We start from the raw sequence: 22266 nt of genomic DNA, 5'->3' as shown, positions 1-22266 counted from the left end.
TAGAATGTGCTGCTGCTTTAGCAGACAGATTCTACGGTTTTTTTGCGTGTAACGATATGGGCAAGTATATTTATTTCTTACCGCTTGATGCCGCAACCAAACAATTGCTACACTCGTCTAAAAAGTGAATATATTACCATTTTTTGAGGAGTGTGCTGAAGTGGGTAAAATAAAGCCAAACAAATTAGCACTTCTACTGGCAATCGCTATGTTGTCGAGTGCATTATCTGTGTCGGTTTCAGCTGATGATTCGAACAAATCACATCAGGAGATTCGCAGCAATTTAAAGGCAGAGCCAACTGCCTCAAGTTCACCGTCTAGCCCACTTACTAAAGAGGGTGAGGAAGCAAAGCAAGAGGTCAGCAAAGAAGATATTCCCAAAGAAGATGCAGAACGATTGTTTAGGCAATACGTTAGTATTCCGAAGGAATATGTGCTCCGAAGCGCAAGTTACGGATCATATAGACTAGTTGATGGTGTTCAGAATACATGGGGAATGGAATTCGTAAAAGTGGTTAATAACAAGCATGCTGGAAGTATTTCTGTAACAATGAACGCTTCTACAGGCCAGCTGCTTCGTTATTATTCTTATACAGATAACGCTAATGCAAAGCCATCCTACCCACTCAAGGTAGATCGGACAGAGGCACAGAAAATAGCAATAGCTTTCATTGATGAAGTTGCGAAAGAATATAGAGGGAGCGTTCAATATAACGAAAAAGTGGGTGCTGAGATACTTCCGCCTCTGAGTGGTGAGGTGAGGCATCGGCTTCGCTATGACCGGGTTGTAAATGGAATCCCATACTTAGATAATTACATTCAATTTGAAGTGAATAGTGAAGGTCATGTATTGAACTTCGAACTCATTTGGGATGATACAATTAAATTTCCTGTAGTAAGCGGTAAGTTAACATTAGATGAGGCTAAGCGGAAGATAGCTGAAATTGCGTCACCGGAGCTGAGATATATCGTTCCACACAACACACAAGATAAGAAATTAGAATTAAGTTACGATTTAAGTCCATTTGTTATTGAAGCTGTAACGGGTGAGAAGTTGACTGACCCGATGTACGGTTATGGTGTGAAGGTATCAGATAAGCCACTTACAGAGAAACCTCTGGGGGCAGAGCCGAAGGAAACTAAAATAACTGAAGCGCAAGCTCGCAAAATTGTTGAAGAGGTAATGTCCCTCCCCACGAATAAACATTTTAATGGCTCAAGCTTTAATGAGCACCGCGACGAAACAACAGGAAAGTTAACTTCCTATTGGTTATTAGACTGGGTTGTAAAAAAGGATGGCAAGGACTTTGGGAGTATAGCAGCGAGTGTCAACGGTTCAACGGGTGTGATTCAAAATTTCTACCAATACTATAATAATAGTGAAGACGTACCAGTGGGAAATCCGATTAGTGTAGACAAAGCGGTGGAGAAAGCAATTGGAATTGTGAAGAAGCAGTTGCCATGGCTTACTGGAGAGCTATATTTAATCAAACCGGACAAGGAAAATGATGAAAAAGTAAATCAAAATGAATCAAAGGAATATGGAATAGGGTTTTTGCATAAGGTTCATGGAGCAACCGTGGATTTTAATTATATTAAAATGTCCATTAATGCTACAAGCGGGGAAGTAAGACATTCCGATGCATCGGTATCGGGTCACATTTTCCCAGAGACAAAGCCTGTAACGATTGATAAGGAAGCAGCGATTAAGCAATGGATGTCATTCTATGACACAGAGCTAACATATCGTGTGATGAGTCAATATGAGTGGAAGGGTAAACCTGCTTCAAAAGAGATGTACGAAACACTCATGGCAACCGGTGAAGCAACGGAAGCGGACTTTGTTAATAAATCTGAGATAAAACTTGTATATCAATTAATTGCTAAGCCTAGAAATGAAGCAGTATTTCTTGATGCTATGACAGGTATTTGGCGAAATGGAGAAACGGGAGAAGTTACCCAACTAGCAATACCTGCGGCAAAGGATATTGCTGGCCACTGGGCGGAGCAATCACTTCAATTAATGGTAGCGTATCGAGCATTGGATCTTGAACATGGCAACGTTCTTCCTAATCAAGGTATTACACGCGGCGAAATTATAAAGATGCTTGTATTAGCAAGAGCTGGCGGCAGTCATTATGGCTATGAGCAACTTTCAGGAAGGGCTTTTGCAAAGCTTAATTCTTCTTTTAGCGATGTAGCTGCTGATTCCTCATACTTCGCGTACATCGAAAGTGCATTGGAACAAAACCTTATAGATTTGGGTGATGGTAAGTTCAATCCTGAAGGGAAAGTAACAAGGGATGAGTTGTCGGAGCTAATTGTAAGGGCGCTCGGATACAATACGCTTGCTGACTACGATCATATCTTTAAAGCAAATTTCAAAGATTCCGCACAAATTGAAAATAAAGGCCAGTCATCCATCGTTGTAGGGCTCAAAATTATGAGTTTATCCGATGGTAAGTTTCTTCCGAAAAAGCAAATTACACGCGCAGAAGCATCTGTAGCATTTCTCCGTTACTTGCAGAAACGGTCCGAGTTACAGGAGGCGCCATTACGAATGTAGGGGATTAGAAATTTATCCCTAATTTCAGAGAAAATTACCCCTCAATGTGATAGGAATATACCCCCTGAAATTAGAGGAATATCCCCCCGAAAAAGGCCTAAAGCCGTTGACGCAGCCTATGCTCATGCCATAACATTTTGAGTGTAGCATGATATCAGGACAGGGTCATGCGGTCATGCGCAATTATAAAAATTTTAAGGGGGATTTACAAAGTGAAGAAATCTGCATTTACTTTTCTAAGCTTGATACTTGTAATGTCGATGTTCCTTGCTGCTTGCGGCAACGGCGGCAACAAACCTGCAGCTTCTCCATCACCATCACCAAGTTCTGAAGCATCAAAAGCTCCAGAAGAATCAAAAGCTCCTGAAAACGTTAAACTTCGCGTATTCTCGACTTTTGGCGGTACTGACGCAGCTCGTGAGGCATTCCAAGCTACTCTTGATGCATTCACAAAAACTCATCCTCATGTAACAATCGAAAATGATACAATGTCTGCAAACGATGACAGCTTCAGAACTAAAGTTAACACTGATATGACATCTGGCAATGAGCCAGACTTGTTGTTCTACTTCGTTGGTTCTGACGCTAACGAAATTATTAGCTCCGGCAAAGTAGCTGCTTTGGATGATATCCTTGCAGCTGATCCAGAGTGGAAAAACGGCTTTATGCCAGCAGCGCTTGGTTTCACTAAGCACTCTGACGGCAAAACGTACGCTCTTCCTTTGACTGGTTTCTACGAAGGTCTATTCGTCAACAAACAACTATTTGCTGAGAATAACCTAGAACTTCCAACTGACTGGGAGAAATTGAAAACTGCAGTAGCAGCATTCAAAGCTAAAGGAATCATTCCTTTGTCCGGTCCATTTGACCAATCTCACTACCTAATTGAGCACTTTGTACTAAGTGCTGCTGGTCCTGAAGGTCAAGCTAAAGGTTTGGCTAACGGCATCGATCCTAACTGGGAAAAAGGTTTTGCAGCTGTGAAGGAACTTGCTGATCTTGGCGCATTCCCTACAGATGCAGGTACAATCGATCTTGGTATGGCGAGCAACTACTACTCACAAGGTAAAGCAGCTATGATCCTTGAAGGTAGCTGGGCTGTTGGCGGCTTTGTAAACACAGAAACTAAAGATGCTACAGTTCAAGACAACACAACTGTACTTCCTTTCCCTGCAATCCCTGGTGGTGCAGGAACTGGTAAAAACCTAGTTGGTGGTTTCGGAACTGGTTTCTACTTGGCTCAATCGACTTTTGAAGATGCAGCTAAAAAAGATGCAGCAGTAGCATTGCTTAAACATTTGACAACTGCTGAATCCGTTAAAACAATTGCAACAGCTAACGGCGGTATCCCAGCAGTTGCTGGCTTGGAAATTGACGGCTTGAAACAAGCTCAAAAAGACGGTCTTGCAATGATGGAAACAGCTGATTCTGTAACTAGTCCAGTTGACAGCAAAGTTTCTCCTGAAACGTTCTCTGAGCTTCGTGCTAACTTTAAAGATGTAGCATCTGGCAAAGTTTCGGCAGCTGACGCTCTGAAAAAAGCAGAAAAAGTTGAACTTGAGAACCAATAATAATCTAATTCCAAACGCATAATTCATTATGCATAACAGGAGTGATGGACGCCGCCCCTTAAATCGTTAGGGCGGCGTCATCATTTCAAATGCATATCATTGAAAATAAACATCAAAGGTGATAATGATGAAGGGTGATCGTAAGTATATCTTGATGTTTTTACTGCCGGCGGCAGCATTTATGTCCATTTTCTTGTATTATCCGTTCTTAAAAAGCTTGTACCTCAGCTTCTATCGAACCAAAGGATTCTTGAGTAAAAAGTTTGTTGGATTCGATAACTATGTAAGATTGTTTTCGGATGAAAAGCTTGGCGCTGCTACGCTTAATACACTTGAAATTATGTTTTTTGTCGTCGTATTTCAAGTTGGTATTGCATTGTTCCTTGCGGTTCTTGTAGACAACATTAAATGGGGTAAAGGCTTTTTCCGAATGGTATTCTTCTTCCCGGTCGTTATATCGGGTACAGCAATTTCATTATTGTTCGTTTTGTTATACAACTACGAATTTGGTTTGCTAAACAGCCTAATAGGTAATCTTGGTCTTGAGAAGATTTATTGGTTGAGTGAAAGTATGGCACTGAAGGCAGTAGCCATTCCTACTGTTTGGCACTATGTTGGATTCTATTTTGTACTATTTTTGACTGCAATGTCTAAGATTCCTTCAGACTTCTATGAAGCAGCGAAGCTCGAAGGTATTACAGGCGTTAAAAAAACGTTCTTACTTACAATTCCACTCATTATGAGCGACATTAAAGTTGTTATCACTCTAGCTATTACGGGTACACTTAAAGTGTTTGAGTTTGTATACGTATTGACGAGAGGCCAGAATGATACGGAAGTACTTGGAACGTATATGTTTAAAAAAGCTATTGTGGATCAGAACTTCGGCTATGGTTCAACCATTGCGTTGTACATCGTAGTGTTTGGCGTTATATTGGCTGTTCTTGCTAATCGCCTTCTGAAAAAGGAAGAAATCACATACTAAGCTGGTATTAGGGGTGTACGTATATGCAACAACTTGTTAAAGGAGAGCGTCAAGTCCAACCATCACAGAATATTTTCAGCAAAATTAAGATTAGCACTATTCTTATGTATACTGTGTTATTCTCATGGTCCTTGACGACGATCTATGCCCTGTTCTGGATTGTAAATAACTCGTTTAAGGGTTCTCAATCCGTTATGAACAATTCATTCAAAGTGGCATTAGAGCCTATATTTACGAACTATACGAATGCTTTCGATCGTATTAATATCGGAAGAGGATATGCGAATAGTTTGATCATGTCAGGCAGCGTTGTGTTTCTTGTGCTCTTGCTTGGCGGATTAGCAGCTTATGTGCTTTCTCGTTTCAACTTCAAAGGAAGAAAAGTAATTTATTCAATTCTATATGCGACATTGCTTATCCCTACGTTCGCTACAGTTGTACCGGTTTATGAACTGTTGATCGAATGGAAGTTTGCTAATAAGCATATTGGATTGATCTTCCCGCAAACTGCTGGTAACTTAACTTTTGCTATATTGGTATTGGCCGGCTATATGTCGACTATACCTAAAGAGCTTGAAGAAGCAGCGTTTATTGACGGTTGTAACCGTTGGACATTGTTTGTGAAAATATTGTTCCCGGTATCTAGACCTGCGTTTGCATCAGCGAGTATCTTTGTATTCCTATGGTCGTACAATGACTTGTTCTCAGCACTTATCTTCGTAAGTAAAGATAGTGTGCGTCCAATCGTGTCCCTACTGAGCGAAATAAGCTCCCAGTACGGTACAGATTACGGATTAATGGCAGCTGCGATATCATTAACCGTCGTACCTGTTTTAATTGTGTACTTGTTTGTACAGAAGTTTATTGAAAAAGGCTTGACGGAAGGTGCAGTTAAGGGTTAATTGCAGCCCTTGCTTCACTTGCCTAAACTTTATTTCTACTTATTTAACTCTACAGCCACGTTTTAATCGGTGTAAGCCGATTAAGCGTGGCTGTAGCGGTTTATAGCTGAGTAGAGTAATGGGAGCTAGTCCGTTTTTTTGTTGTTTGTTGAGAAGTTAGTTACAGATTTGGCATCTTCAACATTATCGTTGACGAATGCCATATCCTGATTTTTAGCTTTCATGTTTGTTGTGCCCTTGTAATTGCCCTTATGAGACTTATTTTCCATCTGCGAAATCACCCCCTGGTCTAAGTAGTATTTCCAGAGCCCGTAAGAGCATTCTACTTATGGCATATTGAGAAGCAGAAGGATGTAATTCCCGGAGAGGCGATTGAGCATAGTACTTTCATTGTCTATGCGGCTAGGGTATAATGACGAGAGTTGTTTACTATCGGAAAATAAGGAGTGTCTCATACATGGCTTTGAAGGCTGGTATCGTAGGATTGCCGAACGTTGGTAAGTCCACATTGTTTAATGCTATTACGCAAGCGGGTGCGGAATCTGCTAACTATCCATTCTGTACAATTGATCCAAACGTAGGTGTTGTTGAAGTTCCGGATGAGCGCCTTAATAAGCTTGTTGAACTGGTTGTACCAAAAAGCATCGTTCCAACAGCATTTGAATTTGTTGATATTGCTGGTCTTGTTGCAGGAGCAAGTAAAGGCGAAGGACTTGGCAACAAGTTTCTAGCCCACATCCGTGAAGTTGATGCGATTGTTCACGTTGTTCGCTGTTTCCAAGATGAGAACATTACGCATGTATCGGGTAAAGTAGATCCAATTAGCGACATTACGACAATTAATCTTGAGTTGATTCTCGCTGATGCAGATTCGGTTGAGAAGAAAATTGAGCGTTCCCGCAAAAACCTTAAGGGCGGAGACAAAAAGGTTGCCCAAGAAGTCGAATTGCTTGAGCGTATAAAGGAATCTCTATACAATGATATGCCTGTTCGAAGCATGGATCTAACGGATGATGAGAAGCTGCTAGTCCGTGACCTTCATCTTCTTACAATGAAGCCTGTTTTGTATGCTACAAACGTGAGTGAAGCAGAAGTTGCAAACTCAGACGGCAACGAGTACGTACAGCTAGTTCGTAAATTCGCTGCTGAGCAAGGCGCTGAAGTTGTTCCAATTAGTGCAAAAGTGGAATCCGAAATTGCTGAGCTTGAAGGCGAAGACAAAGAAATGTTCTTGCAAGAGCTAGGTATGACTGAGTCCGGATTGAACCGTTTGATCAATTCCGCATACAAGCTGCTTGGTCTTTACACCTACTTTACTGCTGGTGTACAAGAGGTTCGTGCGTGGACGATTCGTCAAGGTACAAAAGCTCCTCAAGCGGCAGGTGTTATTCACACTGATTTCGAACGCGGATTTATTCGTGCAGAAGTAGTATCCTTTAATGATCTAGCGGCTGGTGGTTCAATGGCAGCTGTTCGTGAAAAAGGTCAGCTTCGTCTAGAGGGTAAAGAATATGTTGTGCGTGACGGCGACGTTATGCATTTCCGATTCAACGTATAGATGTTTTGTATAAGGAGCGTTTGGAGTGATCCCCATGTTGTGGATGAGCTCTATAACGCTCCTTTTTTTGGAGTAAAAATGGATGATAAATCCGCTTTATTAGCATGTTGTGGACAAGATGTGCACAGCCTGTGGATGAATTTGTGGATAACTTTATCTCTATCTGTTAAAAAGCACATATCGATACAAAGTTCACGTTGTGATATACTATTGAATATCCTAAAGGAATAAAACAGAGGTGAATATTAGTGTTTGATCGATTACAAGCACTCGCCGACCGGTACGAAAAGCTAAGTGAGCTATTATGCGATCCGGACGTGTCCAGTGATCCAAAAAGGCTTAGAGAGCTATCTAAGGAACAGTCGGATTTACAAGACTCATTTGATGCTTATACGGAATATAAACAAGTGTCCGAGCAATTGGATGACGCTAAGCTCATGCAAGCTGAGAAGCTTGATGATGAAATGCGCGAAATGGTGAAGATGGAAATAGATGAGCTATCTACGCGCAAGAGCGAGCTTGACGAGAAAATTCGTGTCTTATTGCTTCCGAAAGATCCAAACGATAATAAAAACGTTATCGTTGAGATCCGTGGAGCAGCTGGCGGTGACGAAGCGGCGTTGTTCGCTTATGAGTTATACCGCATGTACACGAAGTTTGCAGATTCGCAAGGCTGGCGTGTAGAGCTGATGGACTTCAGCGAAAATGATGTTGGCGGGTTCAAAGAGGTTATTTTCATGGTAAATGGAAAAGGTGCATACAGCAAACTGAAATACGAGAGCGGAGCTCACCGTGTTCAGCGTATCCCAGTAACTGAATCTGGTGGACGTATTCATACGTCAACATCAACAGTTGCCGTTATGCCAGAGGTTGAAGACGTTGAAGTCGAGATTTTGGATAAAGATATTCGGATCGATACATTCTGCTCCAGTGGTGCAGGCGGTCAATCGGTTAATACAACAAAGTCCGCTGTACGGGTGCTTCATGTACCAACTGGTATTATGGCAACGTGTCAGGACGGCAAGTCACAGAATGAAAATAAAGCAAAAGCTTTGCAAGTACTTCGTGCACGTATCTCAGATATTCGCCGTCAAGAAGAAGAGGCTAAATATGCTGGCGAGCGGAAGAGTAAAGTCGGTACGGGTGATCGCAGTGAGCGTATTCGTACGTATAATTTCCCGCAAAGTCGTGTAACGGATCATCGTATTAACTTAACGCTTCATAAGCTTGATTCTGTTATGAACGGAGACATCGCGGAAATTGTTTCGTCGCTTACTATAGCGGAACAAGCTGACTTGATGGATCGTGAGATGATGGGTAATTCGTAAGATTACTCACCATTGAGGAGTTAAATAAGTAAGAACCGGATGTGACAACCTTTTGTCGCAACTGTTGTTTTGGGGATGCCGGATTGCCGCGCGTTTGCTTCTATAGAAACGTAATGGCAAGCCGGCTCTTTTCATTCGCTCGGCAATGGACAAGGATGGTGAGATTTTAGTGGTGATGAAGCAGAACGACGAGCAAGAGTCATGGTTTCAAATGCCGCTAACGTTGAGAGAGGCGCGCAAAAGAGCTGCCGACTGGCTGGAGGCGCAGTCGGTGGAGGAATCTAGCAGCAATGCGGAGCTTCTGCTCATGCATGTGCTGGACATCGACCGAGCGGCGCTGCTGATGGCTTGGAACGACCTCTTCCCTGAAGATAAGGGAGAGGAGTGGCAAGAACTGGTGCGGCGCAAGGCGCTTGGTGAGCCGATTCAATATATGATCGGCGAGCAATGGTTTTATGGCCGGCCATTCCTTGTGTCGCCGGCTGTTCTTATCCCGCGCCCCGAGACGGAGCTACTTGTCGAGGAGGTGCTCGCCGCTGTTGATCGGCTATGGCCGGCAGCGGGGGGAAGCGCAGATGCGTCGATGCAGGGAGCGAATGCGGAGCACGGGAGTACTGTCGTCCCGACGATAGTAGATGTCGGGACTGGCAGCGGCGCGATCGCCGTGACGCTTGCAGCGCAGCGTCCACGCTTATGCGTGTGCGCGTCCGATCTATCGCCGGACGCGCTTGAAGTCGCCCGCGCGAATGCGGCCCGCCAAGGGGTGGCGGCCCGAATTCGCTTCGCGCAGGGCGATCTGCTCGCGCCCTTCATAGCTTCAGGGCGCGGTGGATCTGCCATCGACGGCGGTACGCCCGTTGATGTGCTAGTATCCAATCCGCCGTATATACCGGCGGCGGATATGCTAGAGCTGCAGCGCGAAGTGCGCGATTATGAACCGCATCTCGCGCTTGCTGGCGGGGCGGACGGACTTGACCCGTACCGCCGCATGTTAGAGCAGCTTCCGCTGCTCCCTTCTATGCCTCGCATCGTCGCTTTCGAGCTCGGCATAGGTCAGCCTCGTATCGTTGCTGAACTTATGCGGCAGGCAGGCGCATGGGATGATATTCGTATCATTACTGATTACAACGGTATAGATCGCCACATCCTTGCAGTGAGAACGATTGAACAGTGAGATTGATTTGTTGTGATAGACATTTATGCTCCACTTTTAAGCGATTATAAGATTATTTGAAATGAAGCTGGCACGATCTATTACGTGTATAGAACATTTCTATGGCATAACCAAAGGAGGTCGGAGCAGATTAAATCTGCAACCGACCTCCTTTTTTGAAATATAAGAACATATAAGTTGCAGTTCTTATAATGGCTTGCTTCTATTCCTCCACAGCATGCTTGCTTAAGCTCCAACGAAAGGCATCTACCGTTTACACTTCAGCACCTTTACTCTGGCATTAACCCCGTTGATATTGCAAGGCGATTCCAACTATTAATTGTAATGATCGCTATGATCAATTCACCGAGTGCTTTCGTTTCGAAATGATTAGCGGCTTCATCATAGATGCTGTCAGGAACATGATTTTGTGAAATGAGCGTTATCGCTTCAGTAAGCGCAAGGGCAGCCATTTCTTTGTTTGTGAAATACGGCGTATCTCTCCATGCGCTTAACGCATAAATGCGCTTTTCTGTCTCCCCGTTTTTTCGTGCGTCCGCCGTATGCATATTAATGCAGTAAGCACAGCCGTTTATTTGAGAAGCGCGAATTTTGACGAGTTCAACTAAGCTTTTGTCTAAACTTGAAGCAACGACGAATTTCTCCATTCCCGCCATGGCCTCATAGCCTTTAGGGAGTTCCTTGTTTAATACCATTCTTGTTTTCATCTCTGAACAACTCCTTCTATATAATTGCTGCCGATGCTTGCTGCTACGGCTATATAGTTAAGACAAAATAGAGTTGCCGTTTGTGACATGATTTAGCTTATCGGGATTCATAATGAGAAAAATTTGTTCAATTCGTTCACCGCTGTTATCCCACTGGAAGGTCATCACTTTTCGTGGCTTGTCATCTTGCATGAGTAGTAACCCCGATTGTCCACTTACGTTAGCGGTTAGATAACCTTTACCAAGTGTGCCTTTCCGTGATAATCCAACAAAAAACGCAATAATTCGATCGCGGCCCAAAATGGGGTTTATTGCTGCCCTTACTTTGCCTCCGCCATCGGAGGACAAAATAGCATCTTCCGCTAGAAGATCGATAAGAATGGCAGTGTTTCCGGTTTCTGCTCCGTGAATAAAGGCTTGAGCAAGCTGGCTTGCCTTCTCACTATTAAAGGAAGGTGTGGTCAACGCATCACCAAGCTTGTCTTTTGCTCGGCTCATAATTTTGCGGCAATTTGCCTCTGACTTATTAACGATCAAGGCGATTTCAGCATAGTCGAACGCTAGTGATTCTCTTAATAGAACAATGGCCCGTTCAATACCGTTCAAACGCTCCAGCATAACGAGCATGGCGTAAGTGACGTTTTCATACCTCATCAATTGTTTTTCTGGATCATCATTTGTGAATAAGTCATATGTAACTACAGGTTCTGGGAGCCAGATTCCGACGTAAGCTTCCCGTCTCTTGAGCGCTGAGCCTTGCAGATTCAGGCATCGATTCGTTACCATTCGTGCGAGATAAGCTTTTTCATGCAAAATAGAATGGGATTCCAACTGATAGTAGTCCAAGAATACATCCTGAATGATATCCTCGGCATCGCTAACTGAGCCTAACATGCGATAAGCCAAACTAAATAGCAAGGGGCGGTAAGTTTCATAGGTCTGCGATATAGTCATTGTATTCAACTCCACTCAGAAATTTTATTTTGAACATTGCTAGTTTGATAGGTTTATAGAGAGGGTATGCCGGGCATAATGACGGATAGAGACGTTCCGGAACGCAAGCAGACACACCGGCGGGTGTGCGAGAGGAGCTTGTGTGTATGTCCCATTATCCTTCATCCTATTATTCCGCTCGACCTTATCGTTTCCCTTATCGTAAATCATATGGCTTTATTTTTATGGCACTTATTGTTCTTATAATGAGCTGGGAATCATCACAAATTGATGCTGCTGTTGTACAAAGTGATATACCTGAAGAAGCGATTCGTCTTCGTATTTTGGCTAATTCCGATAGTGCGGCAGATCAATTAGTTAAACGCTTAGTTCGCGATCAGATTGTAAAAACGATGAATGGTTGGGCGAGCAGCCCTGCAACAATAGAGGAAGCACGAGAAACAATTCAAAGCAATATGCCGGACATCGAACGTATTGTGTCGGAAGTGCTAAGGAGCAGAGGGTTCAACTACACGTTTAAGGCTGAGCTCGGTATGGTAGATTTTCCGACGAAAATGTACGGCAACAAGGTGTACCCAGCAGGGCAATACGAAGCATTGCTAGTGACGATTGGCGAAGGACTAGGACAAAACTGGTGGTGTGTATTGTTTCCTCCACTATGCTTTATTGATGCAACGACAGGGGAAGCTTCTGCGGCACCAGCTGAAAACTCAACTAAGGAAGCTGGAACGACTACGGTGAGTGTGGATTCAAGCGACAAGGAATCTCCAAAAAAGATCTCAGCAGAAAGCGAAACAAGTAACGGTGAAACACCGAAAGCAAAGTTTTTTATTTGGGAAATGATTAAATCAATTATAGACTGGTTTAAATCACTATTTTAAATGATGCTATCATATTATAATATTCTAATCCTAACATTTGGAAAATAAATAAATGACACGTCCTATTCGCTAATAACAAGCGGAAGGGCGTTTTTTATGCTGCTATATCTGTAGCAAAGGGCAGCCATGACAGAGCATCTCGATTGTGTTGCCATTGTGCTATAATAACGATGAAGAGTACATTACAGGCGATAGCAAGGATTGAATAACGGATATGACAAAGACAAAGACAACGATATGGCAAGCCAATAGTAAATATAACGAGAATCGTATAAATCCAAGTAATAACGAACAAAATTTTTTTGAACTTACTGAAGCAGCAGAAGTATTGCGTGAGGGCGGCTTAGTAGCTTTCCCAACAGAAACAGTCTATGGATTAGGCGCTGATGCAAGGAACAGTGAAGCAGTTGCTGGCATTTTTAAGGCAAAAGGTCGGCCGTCAGACAATCCTTTAATTGTTCATATTGCGGATATCAATCAGTTAGACGAGCTGGTACTACCCTATTCGCAGTTAGCCAAAAGTGTGATGGATCGTTTCTGGCCAGGACCGCTTACTATTGTACTTCCAGTGCAGCCGAATAAGCTCTCCTCTCTTGTAACTGCGACGCTCCCTACGGTAGGTATTCGTATACCGGATCATCCTGTCGCTTTAGCGTTATTAAGGTTATCCCAGTGTCCAGTAGCAGCACCCAGCGCAAATCGTTCTGGCAGACCAAGTCCTACATTAGCAAAGCATGTGCTAGACGACTTGGATGGGAGCATCGCTGGAATAATTGATGGTGGTCCTACTGGGGTCGGTTTGGAATCTACAGTTATAGAGCTTGAAGGAGAGCGAACAATCCGAATTTTAAGGCCAGGCGGTATTACGGAGGAACAATTGATTGAAGCGTTCCCTGAAGCAATCATTTTGAATGACCGAGAAAGCGACGATGGTATAGAACAGCCACGTTCACCTGGTATGAAGTATACGCATTATGCCCCCAAGGGCGATCTCGAGGTTGTACAGGGAACGGCAGATGATGTTATTTCTTTTATTCGCGCACAAGTGGTGTTAGTAGCCAAGGAGAATAAGAAAACAGGCGTACTCGCATTTAGTGAACGTATCGGCAAATATGAGGCGGATATGGTCATTGATTTAGGTAGCGAGAAACAGCTAGACGAAGCGGCCCAACGATTGTATGCTGCTCTGCGCCAGTTTGACGAAGCGGGAGTTCAATGTATTTGGGCAGAAGCTTGTTCGAAAGAAGGAATTGGCGGCGCTTTGATGAATCGAATAGTGAAAGCTGCAGGACAACGTATCACTTTAGTATAATATAGTTCGGAACAACATGATTATCTGAGAACTAGATGGATTGCTCATCAATCGCAAATGTATTTGGTTATATAATTGCAGTATGTTTGTCCCAACGCCCGCATATGTTTCATATAGAATGCAGGTGGACATGGGGGAGATTCGCTGTGATTGATGCTAGTGCAAATGCAGGACAGTTTTTTACGCTGCTCATCATTGCGATGGCGCTAGGGTTTGATGCTTTTTCACTCGGTCTAGGAATCGGGTTAAAGGGAATTCGGCTCCAAGATATTGTGAAGCTTGGTATCGTCATTGGGTTCTTCCATGTTCTCATGCCAATTGGAGGAATGATTACTGGTCAACTAGTTGGCGATTTACTGGGCAATGTAGCGACTACTGCTGCAGGAATCTTACTTGTGTTGCTTGGTGGACATATGTTATATAGCTCCCTCAGGGGAGAAGAAGTACAATCGTTTAATCATCGCACGTTATGGGGATTACTCGTCTTGGCGCTTAGTGTCAGTATCGATGCTTTTTCTGTCGGCATCACGCTCGGTATGTTTTCTGCGGATCTTTGGCTAACGATTTTATTGTTCGGCCTATCCGGAGCGCTTATGTCTATGCTAGGCCTGTTATTAGGAAGGAAAGTTAGTGCTAATCTCGGGGAATACGGCGAAGCTTGTGGTGGGGCAATACTGCTCATATTCGGAATTGTATTTATTATGTAACTCAATATTAGTCGTAGATGGGAGATGAAGGGTTGAAACGTATATTGTTCGTATGTACAGGAAACACTTGCCGATCTCCAATGGCGGAAGCAATGCTAAGACAATCAGCAATGCAAAGAGGCATAACGGTGGCGGTTCGATCAGCTGGTGTGTCGACGATAGACGGCTTGCCCATCTCTGCAAATGCGCAAGCAACGCTTCGCAATCGCGAAATCCAGCATACTGGAACTTCAAGAGCAATGACGGCAGAAGCAGTTAATTGGGCTGATTTGATTCTTACGATGACTTCGGGACATAAGAGGGACTTGCTTCACTGGCATCCTGAGGCTGTGGACAAGACATTTACATTAAAGGAATATGCCAATCAAGATGAGCGAGTGCTAAAGGATATTTCAGAGTTGGAAGGTTTATATACGGAAATGCAGATGAAACTTGCTCTTGGTGGGCAGCTAACTTCTGAAGAGCGCCAACGTCTACTGGAACTTGAACGTCGCATTCCGAGCTTCGACATTGCAGATCCATTCGGTGGAACGTTATCGGTATATGAAAGTTGTTCAAACGAAATCGGAGAAGCTGTAAAGGGATTGCTTGATAGGCTGTCAAAGCGCTAAACTCAGGACGTTTGCTGATTGATTATTATATCGTTTTGAGCTATGATAAAAACATAATTATTGGTATCCGGTGTAACTGGCGACGGAAGTGGGCTAACCACGGTGGAGCATCGGAACATACGGCCGGTCGCCTGGGCAAAGAGCAGCATGCTAATTAGCATGTCTTGCTCTTTTTTTCGTCTTTTTTTGCGGAACGAGGTATACTAGCAATACAAGGTTTGTAGCAGTTTATTATAGGTTTTTATTTCCTGATGCTACGCTCTCAAGGACGGCGACAGTCGTTTATGCTAACTATAACTCAAGCAGAAAGGGTGTTTCGTTTGAAAATTGCAATAGGTGCTGACCATGGAGGCTACCAACTAAAAAATCTGATTGTTCCTTTTATTCAATCGCTTGGTCATGAGGTTGAGGATGTAGGCTGTACATGTGAGCAATCCGTTGATTATCCGGATTACGCACTTCCTGTGGGTGAACTAGTAGCTGGTGGTAAGGTTGATCGGGGCATATTGATTTGCGGTACTGGAATCGGCATGTCGATTGCTGCTAACAAGGTTCCTGGGGTTCGATGTGCATTGGTTAATGACATGTTCTCCGCTCAAGCTACACGTGAGCATAATGATACGAATGTTCTAGCAATGGGAGAACGTGTAATTGGCCCAGGTGTTGCTCAAGAAATCGTGAGAATATGGCTCGAAACACCATTCTCGAACGGCGAACGTCATGTAGGACGTTTGAACAAAGTGAAGCAAATAGAGAAGCAATTCACCGTTTAACCTTAAGTTTTTGTTCTGGTAGTGGAAGGAGGATGTCATTGCATGAGCGAGCATCAGGAAGATCTACTTAAAGACATTGCGATTCAGGTAGAAACTATTGTGCGAGAGCTTGTGGAAGCTGGGAAGCTGAAGGATGGGCAATTGCTTGTCATAGGCGCCAGTACGAGCGAAGTTCTTGGACATCGAATCGGAACGGCGGGTGTGGTGGAAGCAGCAGCTTCTATTTATAAAGGGATTGAAGCTGTTCGCATCGTTACGCCTTTCATTCCAGTCTTTCAGTGCTGTGAGCATCTAAATCGAGCACTTGTTATTGAGGAATCTGCAGCAATGCGTTTCGGACTTCAGATTGTTCAAGCCATTCCGGTGCCAAAGGCAGGCGGATCAATGGCTGCATATGCCTATGGCAAATTAGCTGAACCGTGTTTAGTCGAAGCGATACAAGCGCATGCTGGCATTGACATTGGTGACACCTTTATTGGAATGCATCTGAGACCGGTTGCTGTTCCCGTTAGGCCGTCTATTCGAACGATTGGAGCAGCACATGTAACTATGGCGATTACTAGACCTAAGTTAATTGGCGGGGCAAGGGCTGTTTATGATGCTGAGCAAAGGTTAAACCCAGAGCAAGCTTCTTTTCATTGCGAATAGTTTATTCTGCAAGCCAAGCCGATTACATTTTCAATCGGCAGCTGCACTAACATACAAGGAGGAATTTGAGATGGAACATTTACGTAAGCAAGATCCCGAGGTATTAAAGGCATTAGGACTTGAGCTTGATCGTCAACGTGACAACATTGAGCTAATCGCTTCCGAAAATATCGTAAGCGAAGCAGTGCTGGAGGCAATGGGTTCGGTTTTGACGAACAAATATGCAGAAGGTTATCCTGGCAAACGTTATTATGGCGGTTGCGAGCATGTTGATATCGTAGAAGACATTGCGCGTGATCGTGCAAAAGAACTTTTCGGTGCTGAGCATGCCAATGTGCAACCACATTCCGGCGCTCAAGCCAACATGGCTGTATATCTCGCTGCGCTTAAGCCTGGTGATACTGTTCTTGGTATGAATCTTGCTCATGGCGGCCATTTAACTCACGGCAGCCCTGTTAATGCATCTGGTTTGTTGTACAACTTTGTAGCTTATGGCGTGCAAGAAGATTCTTTCACAATTGATTATGAAGAAGTTCGTAAGCTAGCATTCAAACACCGTCCTCGTATGATCGTTGCAGGGGCTAGTGCGTACCCGCGTGTTATCGATTTTGAAAAACTAGGCCAAATCGCAAATGAAATTGGAGCTCTATTCTTTGTTGACATGGCGCATATCGCAGGACTTGTTGCTGCTGGATTGCATCCAAGTCCGGTACCATATGCACATTTTGTTACTACGACTACTCATAAGACGCTTCGTGGTCCTCGCGGCGGTATGATTCTTTGTCGTAAAGCATGGGCTGCAGCTATCGATAAGGCAGTTTTCCCTGGTTCTCAGGGTGGACCGCTTATGCATATCATAGCGGCAAAAGCTGTTGCTTTTGGTGAGGCACTTCAACCAGAATTTAAGGAATATGCTCAAAATGTAGTGAAAAATGCAAAGGTTCTATCTGAAGAGTTAGTTGCTAGAGGTATTAACATCGTTTCTGGCGGTACGGATAACCACCTTATGTTGATAGATACTCGTAACTTGAACATTACAGGTAAAGTTGCTGAACATGTACTTGACCAGGTTGGTATTACAGTTAATAAAAATGCGATTCCGTTCGATCCTACGAGCCCGTTTGTCACTAGCGGTATTCGACTAGGTACTCCTGCGGCTACAGCACGTGGAATGAATGAAGAAGCTATGAAGGTTATTGCTGAGGTTATTGCTCTTGTATTGAAAAATCCCGAAGATACTGCCGTATTGGAAAAGGCAAATGGTATGGTTCGTAATTTGACATCGCAATTCCCTCTTTATCCGACTATGACTTATTAATCATTCTTAGTAGCGCCGCATTGGCATATTAGCCAATGCGGTGTTTTTTTATTTCATGTGAACATTTAAAAACTTTTATGGATTAATATTACATAATTGGCGCTGTGAATGTTCTGAAAATTGTCAAAATACAGTCGCTTTGAAGAGGGGATTGTTCTCATTTTTAAGGTACAGAAATAGTCTATTAGATAGAAGAAATAATATAACTTTTTTGGTTTAACACGTCACTCTGATCAAGGATTCCTTTTAGATTGGGGGTTAATTTTATCACAAGAATGAGGTGATACGAGCAAGTGGTAATGCTTATCCGTGTTAATGTAATAAAGTAAATAAGAATCAAAAATGATGGAAATGTAGTACATAAATTATAGCGAACGGGACAAAGTAAAACCGTTGGTTGGAAACATTTTCGGGCAACAATTCAGTTGACAATTGTTCAATTGAAGTTGTATATTGTTAATCGTCATATATATATAATTTTCATGTTAATTTTTGTTACATTGCGTTATAATATTTGTAAGGGTCTTATTACTGTTGGTTTTAACAAAATTATATAGAAAGTGGGAGTTGATGTTGGTGAAGAAAAATTTCAAAAAGCCAGTGCACTTCATGCTAGTCCTAGTAATCGCTTTCAGTATGTTGTTGTCCGCTTGTACGGGTAACAAAGAAAAAGAACCGGCTAAAGAAGGCGGAACTGCTACCGAGGAAGCGAACACGAAGCCTCAAGAATTCCGTTTCACACTTGCAAGTGAGCCGCCAAGTTTAGACCCAGCTTTGATGCAAGATGCTCAATCCAGTATTGTTGCTGAAGGTCTATATGAAGGTCTTACTCGCTTGAACACAAAAGGTGAGCCTGAAAATGCAATTGCAAAAGACATTAAAGTTTCCGAAGACGGCAAAACATACACATTTACACTTCGTGACGATGCTAAATGGAGCAACGGCGACGCTGTAACTGCAAAAGATTTTGAATATGCTTGGAAACGTGCTTTGAAACCAGAAACAGCTTCACCATATGCATACATGCTGTTCTACCTAGAGAACGGTGAGAAGTACAACTCTGGTAAAGGTACTGCTGACGAAGTTGGTGTTAAAGCAATCAACGACACTACTCTTGAAGTGAAATTGTACACGCCAGTAACTTACTTCCCAAGTCTTTTAGCTCATTACACATACTTGCCAGTTCATCCTGGTTCAGTTGAAGGTAAAGCTAACTGGGCTGCAGAAGCAGCAACAATCGTATCCAACGGTCCTTTCATCTTGAAAGAATGGTTGCATGCTGACAAATTGATTCTTGAGAAAAACCCTACTTACCATGGTGCAAAAGATATTCACTTTACTAAAGTAACAATTTCCCTTGTTGAAGAAGATTCAACGGTATACCAATTGTATGAAACGAACAAAATTGACTGGATCGGCGCTCAAGCTGGCCAAGTGCCTACAGATCTAACAAAGAAAGTTCTTGATGAGAAAACAGGTACAGTAACTGACATTGCTTCAACTTACTACTACTTGTTCAATACATCAAAAGAACCTTTCGACAATGCTAAGATCCGTAAAGCATTGGCAATGTCCATCGATCGTCAATCTTTGATCGATAATGTAACACAAGCGAAACAAAAACCTGCATTCGGTCTAGTACCTCCAAGCATCGCAGGTCCTGAAGGCAAGCTATTCCGTGATGTATTCCCTGATACAGACTACTTCAAAGAAGAAGTAGAACAAGCTAAAGTGCTTCTTAAAGAAGGTTTGGCTGAAAAAGGTCTAGCTGCATTCCCTGAAGTAACGCTTCTTTACAACACAAGTGAAGGCCATAAGAAATTGGCTGAAGCAGTAGTTGACATGTGGCGTAAAAATCTTGGTATCGAAATTAAACTTAACAACCAAGAGTGGGGTACTTTCCTAGAAACTAGAAATGCTGGTCAATTTGATATTTCACGTGCAGGTTGGGGCGCGGACATCAACCACCCAATTAACTTCACGTATGACTTGATTCACCCGAAATCTGGTAACAACGATGGTAATTACAACAACAAAAAAGTTGAAGAGCTTCTTGATGGCTCCCTTGTAGCTACTGATGCTGCAGCAAGCATTAAGATGATGGCTGATGCAGAGAAAATCGCTATCGCTGATGATATGGCTGTATTGCCAGTTTACTACTACACAACTGTAACAATGCTTAAACCAGGCTTCAAAAATGTTGGTTCCAACTATGCTGGTCACCTTGACTGGACACATGGAAGCAAAGAATAAGCCACTCCATTTTCATTTAAAGCGACTAACCTAGAGTAACGTAGTAACAAAAGGGTATATATAGTCACTCTATATATACCCTTTTCAAATGCAAATAAAGATTGTGAGAGAGTGGGTGATCGTGTGCTCCGCTACATTTTAGGCAAAATAGTTTTGATGTTAATTTCGTTGTTTCTGTTAGTGTCGGCGACGTTTGTACTCATGAATTCCGTTCCAGGAAGCCCGTTCCAAGGGGAGAAGGCGCTGAGTCCAGCCGTTCAGGCAAACTTGGAAGCATATTATGGGTTAGACAAGCCAAAGATTGTTCAATATGGAAATTATTTAAAGAACCTTCTTCAAGGTGACATGGGTGTTTCCATGAAGAAAAAGTTCCAATCTGTTGACAAAATGATCAGAGAATCATTTGGTCCATCCCTGAAGTTAGGTTTATCCGCAATTGTAACATCCGTCATTGTAGGATGTATTTTAGGTATACTGGCTGCTATGTATCATCGTAAAATGATTGACAACATTGCAATGAGTATCGCAGTAATTGGATTATCTATTCCGAGTATAGTCATGGCTCCTGTTTTGCAATATTTATTGTCGACAAAGTTAGGTTGGTTTGAAGTTGCAGGATTAAATGGTCCACTTGATTATGTATTACCTACAATTGCATTATCTGCTGGTCCTATCGCTTTTATTGCTAGACTATTAAGATCGACCATGATTGAAGTGCTAAGCGCTGATTTCATTAAAACTGCCAAATCCAAAGGTCTTTCCGGATACGTTATCGTAGTGAAACATGCTCTTCGAAATTCGATGCTTCCTGTTGTAACCTATTTAGGTTATATGACTGCAGGTATTATTACAGGGTCTGTTGTCGTTGAGAAAATTTTCTCTATTCCGGGTATCGGAAAGCACTTTGTTTCGAGTGTTATAGATCGTGATTATCCGTTAATTATGGGTATTACCATTTTTTACGCCATCATCCTAATGGTGACTCGATTGTTGGCGGACATTGCTTATGTGTTGGTAGATCCGCGCATGCGTACCGGCGGAAAGGTGGGGAAATAATCGATGTCTAACAAAGAAAAAGAACGTTCTGATTCATTATCCCCAGAGATGTTTCAGAAGCTTGATAGATCTAAACTGGATGTCGACGGAGCAAGTCGTGCAAGTTTGACTGCTTGGCAAGACATCCGCATACGATTACTGAGTAATAAGATGGCTATGGCCGGTTTCTGGATTATTGTAGCTATGATTCTTGTGGCAATTTTCATGCCGCTCATTTGGCCGTTTGATCATTTTACGAATGATTTGTCAAAAACAAATCTACCGCCAAGTTCTACACATTGGTTTGGTACAGATGATCTTGGACGTGATATGTTCGAAAGAGTATGGAAAGGTGCTCAAGTATCACTGTTTGTCGGTGTAGTTGCAGCACTAATTGACTTGATCATTGGTATTATTTACGGCGGTATTATGGGTTATTATGGCGGTAAAGTGGATGAGGTTATGAACCGCTTCTCTGAAATTCTTAACTCCATTCCTTACTTGCTTGTTGTTATTCTATTGCTTGTTGTTATGGAACCAAGTATAACGACTATTATTGTTGCGATGTCTATTACAGGCTGGATCAATATGGCTTGGATTGTACGTGGACAAGTTATGCAACTGAAAAATCAAGAGTACGCACTAGCATCAAAATCATTGGGTGCTGGCGCTATGCGCATTATTTTCCGCCATTTGATTCCAAATGCAATGGGTCCTATTCTTGTTACATTGACGCTAACGATTCCAAGTGCAATCTTTACAGAAGCATTCTTGAGCTTCCTTGGCCTTGGTGTTCAGTCACCAATCGCATCATGGGGTACGATGATTGATGATGGTGTGGCAGGTATTTTGGCTGACCATTGGTGGCGTTTGTTCTTCCCAGCGTTCTTCTTGAGCTTAACAATCTTTGCCTTTAACGTCTTCGGCGATGGACTGCGCGATGCATTCGATCCGAAGCTGAAAAAATAATAATCAGCCTAGCT

Annotated in this window: 20 protein-coding genes and 1 riboswitch; of the genes, 17 read left to right on the top strand and 3 right to left on the bottom strand. The window is 42.9% G+C overall.

The features are described 5' to 3' along the window. Nucleotides 1–160 precede the first annotated feature (160 nt). The 4 genes from MFF31_RS07020 (at nucleotide 161) to MFF31_RS07005 (ending at nucleotide 6024) form a co-directional block, all read left to right on the top strand. Nucleotides 161–2566, top strand: a complete 2406-nt coding sequence (locus MFF31_RS07020) for an S-layer homology domain-containing protein (protein ID WP_238187346.1) — start codon at nucleotides 161–163, stop codon at nucleotides 2564–2566. 212 nt (nucleotides 2567–2778) lie between these two features. After that, nucleotides 2779–4137, top strand: coding sequence for an ABC transporter substrate-binding protein (locus MFF31_RS07015; RefSeq protein WP_238187345.1), 1359 nt, complete (start codon nucleotides 2779–2781; stop codon nucleotides 4135–4137). Nucleotides 4138–4387: 250 nt separating this feature from the next. After that, entirely contained in the window at nucleotides 4388–5122 is a 735-nt protein-coding gene (locus tag MFF31_RS07010; protein WP_248565417.1) for a carbohydrate ABC transporter permease, read from the top strand. A gap of 23 nt (nucleotides 5123–5145) precedes the next feature. Continuing rightward, nucleotides 5146–6024: a carbohydrate ABC transporter permease gene (locus MFF31_RS07005; protein ID WP_238187343.1), complete on the top strand. Its 879-nt coding sequence runs from the start codon at nucleotides 5146–5148 to the stop codon at nucleotides 6022–6024. A gap of 125 nt (nucleotides 6025–6149) precedes the next feature. Here the strand turns inward: MFF31_RS07005 and MFF31_RS07000 are convergent, their stop codons facing one another. Then, nucleotides 6150–6293 (bottom strand): hypothetical protein, encoded by a 144-nt coding sequence (locus MFF31_RS07000; protein ID WP_238187342.1) that lies wholly within the window; start codon nucleotides 6291–6293, stop codon nucleotides 6150–6152. A gap of 188 nt (nucleotides 6294–6481) precedes the next feature. Here MFF31_RS07000 and ychF point away from each other — a divergent pair, with 188 nt between their 5' ends. From ychF to prmC, 3 genes are all read left to right on the top strand, one after another. Beyond that, complete coding sequence (ychF, locus tag MFF31_RS06995; protein ID WP_238187341.1) at nucleotides 6482–7582, top strand: redox-regulated ATPase YchF; 1101 nt, start codon at nucleotides 6482–6484, stop codon at nucleotides 7580–7582. A 248-nt stretch (nucleotides 7583–7830) separates the two neighbouring features. After that, nucleotides 7831–8910, top strand: coding sequence for a peptide chain release factor 1 (gene prfA / locus MFF31_RS06990; RefSeq protein WP_238187340.1), 1080 nt, complete (start codon nucleotides 7831–7833; stop codon nucleotides 8908–8910). Between the two features lie 145 nt (nucleotides 8911–9055). Beyond that, complete coding sequence (gene prmC, locus MFF31_RS06985) at nucleotides 9056–10084, top strand: peptide chain release factor N(5)-glutamine methyltransferase (RefSeq protein ID WP_248565416.1); 1029 nt, start codon at nucleotides 9056–9058, stop codon at nucleotides 10082–10084. 269 nt (nucleotides 10085–10353) lie between these two features. On the opposite strand, the gene MFF31_RS06980 is transcribed toward prmC, so the two are convergent. Beyond that, the gene (locus MFF31_RS06980; RefSeq protein WP_238187339.1) at nucleotides 10354–10791 is read right to left on the bottom strand and encodes a carboxymuconolactone decarboxylase family protein; all 438 of its coding nucleotides are present in this window, start codon (nucleotides 10789–10791) and stop codon (nucleotides 10354–10356) included. A gap of 57 nt (nucleotides 10792–10848) precedes the next feature. After that, nucleotides 10849–11745: an RNA polymerase sigma-70 factor gene (locus MFF31_RS06975; protein WP_238187338.1), complete on the bottom strand. Its 897-nt coding sequence runs from the start codon at nucleotides 11743–11745 to the stop codon at nucleotides 10849–10851. Between the two features lie 146 nt (nucleotides 11746–11891). On the opposite strand from MFF31_RS06975, the gene spoIIR reads away from it, so the two are divergent. The 10 genes from spoIIR (at nucleotide 11892) to MFF31_RS06925 (ending at nucleotide 22252) form a co-directional block, all read left to right on the top strand. Then, nucleotides 11892–12626, top strand: a complete 735-nt coding sequence (gene spoIIR, locus MFF31_RS06970) for a stage II sporulation protein R (RefSeq protein ID WP_238187337.1) — start codon at nucleotides 11892–11894, stop codon at nucleotides 12624–12626. Between the two features lie 214 nt (nucleotides 12627–12840). Then, on the top strand, nucleotides 12841–13938 hold the full coding sequence (locus MFF31_RS06965; protein ID WP_238187336.1) for an L-threonylcarbamoyladenylate synthase: 1098 nt from the start codon (nucleotides 12841–12843) through the stop codon (nucleotides 13936–13938). A gap of 146 nt (nucleotides 13939–14084) precedes the next feature. Then, nucleotides 14085–14645, top strand: a complete 561-nt coding sequence (locus MFF31_RS06960; protein WP_238187335.1) for a manganese efflux pump MntP — start codon at nucleotides 14085–14087, stop codon at nucleotides 14643–14645. Nucleotides 14646–14677: 32 nt separating this feature from the next. Continuing rightward, nucleotides 14678–15256, top strand: a complete 579-nt coding sequence (locus MFF31_RS06955; protein WP_282570432.1) for a low molecular weight protein arginine phosphatase — start codon at nucleotides 14678–14680, stop codon at nucleotides 15254–15256. A gap of 62 nt (nucleotides 15257–15318) precedes the next feature. Beyond that, nucleotides 15319–15400: riboswitch (ZMP/ZTP riboswitch) on the top strand. A 176-nt stretch (nucleotides 15401–15576) separates the two neighbouring features. Next, nucleotides 15577–16029: a ribose 5-phosphate isomerase B gene (gene rpiB, locus MFF31_RS06950; RefSeq protein ID WP_238187333.1), complete on the top strand. Its 453-nt coding sequence runs from the start codon at nucleotides 15577–15579 to the stop codon at nucleotides 16027–16029. A gap of 42 nt (nucleotides 16030–16071) precedes the next feature. After that, the gene (locus tag MFF31_RS06945; protein ID WP_238187332.1) at nucleotides 16072–16677 is read left to right on the top strand and encodes a TIGR01440 family protein; all 606 of its coding nucleotides are present in this window, start codon (nucleotides 16072–16074) and stop codon (nucleotides 16675–16677) included. 70 nt (nucleotides 16678–16747) lie between these two features. Then, nucleotides 16748–17995 carry a serine hydroxymethyltransferase gene (locus MFF31_RS06940; protein ID WP_238187331.1) on the top strand — a complete coding sequence of 416 codons (1248 nt, stop codon included), beginning with the start codon at nucleotides 16748–16750 and terminating at the stop codon, nucleotides 17993–17995. A gap of 576 nt (nucleotides 17996–18571) precedes the next feature. Then, nucleotides 18572–20248 carry a peptide ABC transporter substrate-binding protein gene (locus tag MFF31_RS06935; protein ID WP_238187330.1) on the top strand — a complete coding sequence of 559 codons (1677 nt, stop codon included), beginning with the start codon at nucleotides 18572–18574 and terminating at the stop codon, nucleotides 20246–20248. A gap of 123 nt (nucleotides 20249–20371) precedes the next feature. Next, entirely contained in the window at nucleotides 20372–21304 is a 933-nt protein-coding gene (locus MFF31_RS06930) for an ABC transporter permease (RefSeq protein WP_238188514.1), read from the top strand. Between the two features lie 3 nt (nucleotides 21305–21307). Continuing rightward, nucleotides 21308–22252: an ABC transporter permease gene (locus MFF31_RS06925; RefSeq protein ID WP_375541276.1), complete on the top strand. Its 945-nt coding sequence runs from the start codon at nucleotides 21308–21310 to the stop codon at nucleotides 22250–22252. Nucleotides 22253–22266 lie beyond the last annotated feature (14 nt).

This window comes from Paenibacillus sp. L3-i20 (assembly GCF_022180385.2).
Classification (GTDB): Bacteria; Bacillota; Bacilli; order Paenibacillales; family Paenibacillaceae; genus Pristimantibacillus.
The sequence above is the reverse complement of the archived record's forward strand: the minus strand, read 5'-3'. Positions and strand labels throughout refer to the sequence as shown.

Excerpts from the sequence above, each read along its gene's own strand:
- MFF31_RS07005 (WP_238187343.1), top strand. The coding sequence starts at position 5,146 with ATGCAACAACTTGTTAAAGGAGAGCGTCAAGTCCAACCATCACAGAAT.
- MFF31_RS07000 (WP_238187342.1), bottom strand. The coding sequence starts at position 6,293 with ATGGAAAATAAGTCTCATAAGGGCAATTACAAGGGCACAACAAACATG.
- ychF (WP_238187341.1), top strand. The coding sequence starts at position 6,482 with ATGGCTTTGAAGGCTGGTATCGTAGGATTGCCGAACGTTGGTAAGTCC.
- prmC (WP_248565416.1), top strand. The coding sequence starts at position 9,056 with ATGGACAAGGATGGTGAGATTTTAGTGGTGATGAAGCAGAACGACGAG.
- MFF31_RS06980 (WP_238187339.1), bottom strand. The coding sequence starts at position 10,791 with ATGAAAACAAGAATGGTATTAAACAAGGAACTCCCTAAAGGCTATGAG.
- MFF31_RS06975 (WP_238187338.1), bottom strand. The coding sequence starts at position 11,745 with ATGACTATATCGCAGACCTATGAAACTTACCGCCCCTTGCTATTTAGT.
- spoIIR (WP_238187337.1), top strand. The coding sequence starts at position 11,892 with ATGTCCCATTATCCTTCATCCTATTATTCCGCTCGACCTTATCGTTTC.
- MFF31_RS06965 (WP_238187336.1), top strand. The coding sequence starts at position 12,841 with ATGACAAAGACAAAGACAACGATATGGCAAGCCAATAGTAAATATAAC.
- MFF31_RS06945 (WP_238187332.1), top strand. The coding sequence starts at position 16,072 with ATGAGCGAGCATCAGGAAGATCTACTTAAAGACATTGCGATTCAGGTA.
- MFF31_RS06940 (WP_238187331.1), top strand. The coding sequence starts at position 16,748 with ATGGAACATTTACGTAAGCAAGATCCCGAGGTATTAAAGGCATTAGGA.
- MFF31_RS06925 (WP_375541276.1), top strand. The coding sequence starts at position 21,308 with ATGTCTAACAAAGAAAAAGAACGTTCTGATTCATTATCCCCAGAGATG.